Origin of the sequence: Andreprevotia sp. IGB-42 (assembly GCF_009848685.1) — a bacterium.
In the GTDB taxonomy this organism is placed as follows: Bacteria; Pseudomonadota; Gammaproteobacteria; order Burkholderiales; family Chitinibacteraceae; genus Andreprevotia.
In genome coordinates this window covers 1-4,776 of the sequence record NZ_WXTX01000034.1, presented here as the reverse complement: position 1 = coordinate 4,776, position 4,776 = coordinate 1, and the positions used below count along the sequence as shown (strand labels likewise).

5 protein-coding genes are annotated in these 4,776 nt (G+C 54.4%); 1 reads left to right on the top strand and 4 read right to left on the bottom strand.

Annotated features, from left to right (window positions below; all coding sequences use genetic code 11):
• Positions 1-897: 897 nt before the first annotated feature.
• Complete coding sequence (locus IGB42_RS21710; protein WP_159675639.1) at positions 898-1,299, bottom strand: antitoxin Xre/MbcA/ParS toxin-binding domain-containing protein; 402 nt, start codon at positions 1,297-1,299, stop codon at positions 898-900.
• Positions 1,296-1,643 carry a hypothetical protein gene (locus tag IGB42_RS21705; protein WP_159675638.1) on the bottom strand — a complete coding sequence of 116 codons (348 nt, stop codon included), beginning with the start codon at positions 1,641-1,643 and terminating at the stop codon, positions 1,296-1,298. Before IGB42_RS21705 ends, IGB42_RS21710 begins: the two co-directional genes overlap by 4 nt.
• Before the next feature lie 405 nt (positions 1,644-2,048).
• On the opposite strand from IGB42_RS21705, the gene IGB42_RS21700 reads away from it, so the two are divergent.
• A complete protein-coding gene (locus tag IGB42_RS21700) occupies positions 2,049-2,636 on the top strand; it encodes a DUF4291 domain-containing protein (protein ID WP_159675637.1) in 588 nt (195 codons plus the stop codon).
• Between the two features lies 1 nt (position 2,637).
• Here the strand turns inward: IGB42_RS21700 and IGB42_RS21695 are convergent, their stop codons facing one another.
• Both IGB42_RS21695 and IGB42_RS22065 read right to left on the bottom strand, forming a co-directional pair.
• Complete coding sequence (locus IGB42_RS21695; RefSeq protein ID WP_159675636.1) at positions 2,638-3,129, bottom strand: hypothetical protein; 492 nt, start codon at positions 3,127-3,129, stop codon at positions 2,638-2,640.
• On the bottom strand, positions 3,129-4,776 hold a 1,648-nt coding region (locus IGB42_RS22065), incomplete at its 5' end, for a hypothetical protein (RefSeq protein ID WP_236822698.1). The genes IGB42_RS22065 and IGB42_RS21695, both read right to left, overlap by 1 nt.

Below are 4,776 nucleotides of genomic sequence, written 5' to 3'. Positions count from 1 at the left end.
GTGGACATCCGCCGTGCCCATGCCGGTGACGGTGTACTTGCGGTAGCCACCCACCACGGCACCATTCAGGCCAACGGTAATTAGCGTAATTAGAGCGTAATTAGGGGACAGACAACGTTTTACGCTGCATAGTCTTTTAGCCATTCCAAATAGACAAGATAATCTTCATCGGCAAAGAAACAAGCCTGACGATTATTGCCCCGCTGGATCAGATGCAGTGGGACACCGGGTAGATAAACACGGGCGCGACGTGGCACAGGACATTCGAGTAAGTGAGCTCACTGGAAAAATAGACCATAAAACGTGGTCTGTCCCCTATTTTTCGCGACCCCACGCCCACAGCCGGGGGTGAGGGGGCTTTTTTTTGATTAAATTAAAGAAGATACGCGCTGATTTTTGAGCGCAAGAATGCCTCCCCCGTCCCAGCACAACGCCAGTCAACCTTGGCCGTCAAGCCAATTCGTATATACGAAACCCGGCCAAAAGCCTATCCTGCATTAGACGGTTTTACGGGGTGAATTTTGCGGGATGTTGGCATTGTGTTGGTAGTCTGGTGGTGGCAGCCCTAAATAGGACTCACATCAACACAGTACCAACACTGCATATACAGAATGTCACCACAGTACCTACATCGCCCGCCAAAACGCGGGCATTTGTATTTCACCCGAGCCATGCCGGTGGCGGCGCACGGTGTTGGTGGGCCGTCACTGGTTTGGCCGACAAGCGCAGCGCGTCAGGATTTGGCTTCCGGTCTCGGGGCGTAGCCCTGAGTTCAACCAGAATGTGACGGCGTGCAAAGGGGGCGACAGCCACCGCGCACAGCCTTCACGGTGTACCTGCAAAACTCGTTTTGTACCACCACGCCCCGGAAGTTGTCACTTTTGTGGATCACTCACGCTAGATCGGCAGGCCGTGCTCGATGGCGAGTAGCTGGCGTTCCACCTCGTGGCCACCATGGGCGGTGTCGAGCAGAGACAGCGGCGATTCACCCAGCAGGCGGTGCGGGGAGGTCAGCCAAGCGCTGGCACGCGCGGCATCGCCGAAGGCTTGTGTCGCATGGCGAGCAATGCGGGCCAGCCGCAACAGCCGCTCGCTGGCCGTTTGATCAAGCTGGCCACCAGCACGACTACGGCGGGTGAGCGTGGCCGGGCCGAGGCCCAGCACGGGGGCCAGGTCGCCAACGGCCAAACCGTTCTGCAGGGCAAAGTCGGCCGCTTCGCGGGCTGGGAGGCCCGCACGAAGGGCGGCGATCTGCTTGGCGGGTGGGGCCGCCAACAAGTGATCCAAGGCAGTGCTCATGGCTGGATTTCCTTCCTGGGGGTCTGGCGCGTACCCAGCGCCTTGTCGGCATAGGTGTTGGCGTCACTGCCCAGCGTGGCGGGGAAGCGGATGTCGCCTTTGGCGTGATGCTCCACCACGTAGCGGATGGCCAGCAACTCTCGCAGCACCGCATCGAGCGCGGGCGCAGTGTAGGCCTCGCGCAGGCGTTCGACGCCCTTGGTCATTTCGTCGGCAGCCAAGCCCTTGGCGATCAGGTGCATGCAGTAGTCCGACAGGTTCATGCGCCGCTCGCCAGCCCACGCCTGTAACTGGGCCTTGGTCGCGGGGTCGGCATAGATCGAGATGGGGTGGGTGCGGCGCATGGGTGGCCCGAATTCTGATTCAAGTGAATGTCAGTATAGAGCTGCTTTATGCCTTGCGTTGAACAGGTTTTATGGCGTCAGCGAATTTACGGTAACAGCATAGTGACATTCACGGCCAAGCCAGCTGCGGCGCGGGTTTCAGGGCCAACCGGCAGGTTGCGTGGTGTGTGAGAGAACACGAGGGGCGCGGGCCTCCCGCACACCCAGCCAAATTGTTGATTTAGCTGTAATTTCGCCAAAAACTTGGATTTACACATCGGCCTGTTCAAGATCTGTTCGTAGAACGGATATAGAACAAACATAGAACAAACCACGAACGGAGATAGAACAAGGGTCGGCCGGAACAACCTCTGCCTCCTGGCTATTCGCTCTCGCCCAGCTTCACCCCAACTGTAAAATGGATGTATGCACCAGCAACTAGACCCAGCCACCGCAGCCACGCCCTTGCGCCAAATCCGGGCCGTTTATGACGATAGGACGATCCGCGTCTATCAGGCCTACTCAGACGCCATCGCGGATAGCGCGCTGGCAAATGGAACCTTTGTATCCCCGCCATTCAAGATGGAGCGGATGACCTGGATAAAGCCCTCCTTCCTGTGGATGATGTACCGCGCAGGATGGGGCTTGAAAGATGAAAGCCAGAAACGCATTCTGGCCATCGACATTACGCGGGAAGGTTTTGAGTGGGCCTTGGCGCATAGCTGCTTGAGCCATGCCGACCCATCCATGAGCAAGGAAGAGTGGGAGCACCTGAAGAACAGCGCTCCCGTGCGCATTCAGTGGGACCCCGAGCGCGACTTGATGCTACAGCCCTTGCCGTACCGAGCAATTCAGATTGGGCTGAGCAAAGAGGCCGTTCAGCTTTATATCAATGAATGGATATGCGGTATTTCCGAGGTCACGCGATTAGCCCTTGAGATCCGCGCACTCATTCAAGAAGGCAGGCTCGATGAGGCCAAGGCTAAACTCCCCGTCGAGCAACCTCTCTGGTGAGTTAGTTGGGTTGAGCGTGGGCATCAAGGGAGATGGCCATTTCCAGCGGTATTTCTAAATAGTTGATACTGCCGTCTGGCGCGGGTTGCCTTTTAAGCTCATCTAACACGCAAACCAATTCAACTCGGCAACCTACCCGAAATAGTTTTATGTCGGCCTTATTGTTGACATAGATTCCCTCCATTCGTATGGAGTTGTCATCCAATAGCAAATCAATAGTGTTATTTTCATCACTGTGATCCATCCCAGTTACATACGCACGCTGGATGACCCCCCGAATGAACAGCAACTGCATTTTACGTTGCTCAATATTAATCCACCATTGCTGTGACCCATAAAGACCATGAGCCCCCTTGAGACCCAATCGTGGCTTGGTCGTATCGAGAGTAAGTGCTTGTGTCAGTGCAACATCTTTGGGATCGTCTATTAGCGCCTGAGACAGCGAATACACCAACCTCATAGGAATGCTGGCCTTATCCAATTGTAAAAACATCAATGGGACTCCTTAATTAGTCTCTCAAAATCTATTAGATTTTGATTGAAGATATCGAGCGCATGGCCTTGCCCCAATTGAGTGGTCATCTGGCCGCCTTCCACCTTGAAACGTGCATTGGTTTGCATCCATGGTCCCGTTCGGGTGGACATATCAGGAAACACTGCCGGCGCATCACCCGGTGCTGCAATGCCGATTTCTTGGAGCTGGGCCGAAGTTCCCGGTTTAGTAGTGAGCTTGAACGTAATGCCACCGTTTTTTGTATATTTTCCGGAAGCATATTCAAGCGAAGCAGCCGTAGAGGTTTCAGTAGTTGGCGGCAACTGACCAGTGCGCTCAAACTGCTTAGCTTGCTCAGGCGACATTGTGCGATATGTAATTTCATTACCAAATGCATCGAAGTCACGTACCGGACTTAACGGATTCGCCGAGCGCGCAACCGGCACGCCTACTCTGTTTGGAACCTTAAGTATTGAAGCTCCGACATTTTTGAACAAACCCTCCACCGGCATCACCATACCAGCGGTGTCCACAAACGCAAATGAACCAGCTGAAACAAAGCTTAAACCTGCAACAACTTGAGAGTCTGTATCTTCAGCATAGGTAAATTCAGCAGCATGGTAGCCTATCTGGTTACCTCCCGTCACTACACGCGAGGGTGTATTGACTACACCATCCACCAGCCAATCTGCGGCAGCAGGAATTAGATACGCTGTTGCTTTGGCTTCATTCCAAAGTGCCGAAAGATAATTACCGGAATCTATGTCTTTTTCCGCCGCCGATGTAGCCCCATTGTATCTATCTAGAAATGCTCTAGGAACATTCACGTGAAGTGCTTCAGCCAGCTTCTCTCCGGCTATACGATTATCGACTTCTGCTGTACCTGATTGCAAAACAATATTGAACAGCCCGCGTACTTTAGGGGCAATTAAATTATGAACTCCATTGACGATGTCTTCTCCTTCATGGGCAAACTTGGCAGCTTGGCCAACAAACCAATCAATCGGATCTACCTGATTTTGCGTCCTTGGCTTGGACAGCTGTTTCGCGGAAGAACTCAATACTGCCATGGGTTTCGTTTGCGTGCTCGCAGCCTTCATCGCCGCAATTGCCCTAGAGGACATCCCTGGCGCAGTCAAGGGATTCCATCCATCCCCGAACGCTGCCGTTGAAGCGGTGATGTTATCAACATAAGTATTCGGAGCTTTGCTGCCAAACCACTCATAAGTGTGGCCTGGATCAACTGCGGTTCCAACATCCAGCCAAGGGTATGCGCCACGCGGTGCGGCTGGCGTATTGGAAGCCTTCGCACCATACCACAGGTCTGCATAGACCCCATTTGGATCCGCTGCACTTATTGAAGCACGCATTTCGCCACTTGCCTGGCTTTGCAACCCTGCATTCAAGCTCGCCTGGAACACCTGCGTCGGATCAATCTTGCCGCTGGTGACCAGTTGCCCCGCCGCGTTACCAGCCATTCCCGTCAGCATCTTGGTTTGATCTGCCGACAAACCGTCGATCCCTTTCAACTGGGACCCTGCCCAGGTTGCAGCACCTGCCGCTGCCACACCACGCCAGCTGAAGGTGCCCATCCCTGCCGCAGACAGGACCCCTTGGCTGATGGCCGCGGAGGTCATATTCGTCAAT

What these genes read in the sequence shown, in the direction of transcription:
- IGB42_RS21710 (WP_159675639.1), bottom strand. Translation starts at nt 1,299, where the DNA reads ATGAGCACTGCCTTGGATCACTTGTTGGCGGCCCCACCCGCCAAGCAG.
- IGB42_RS21695 (WP_159675636.1), bottom strand. Translation starts at nt 3,129, where the DNA reads ATGTTTTTACAATTGGATAAGGCCAGCATTCCTATGAGGTTGGTGTAT.
- IGB42_RS21700 (WP_159675637.1), top strand. Translation starts at nt 2,049, where the DNA reads ATGCACCAGCAACTAGACCCAGCCACCGCAGCCACGCCCTTGCGCCAA.
- IGB42_RS21705 (WP_159675638.1), bottom strand. Translation starts at nt 1,643, where the DNA reads ATGCGCCGCACCCACCCCATCTCGATCTATGCCGACCCCGCGACCAAG.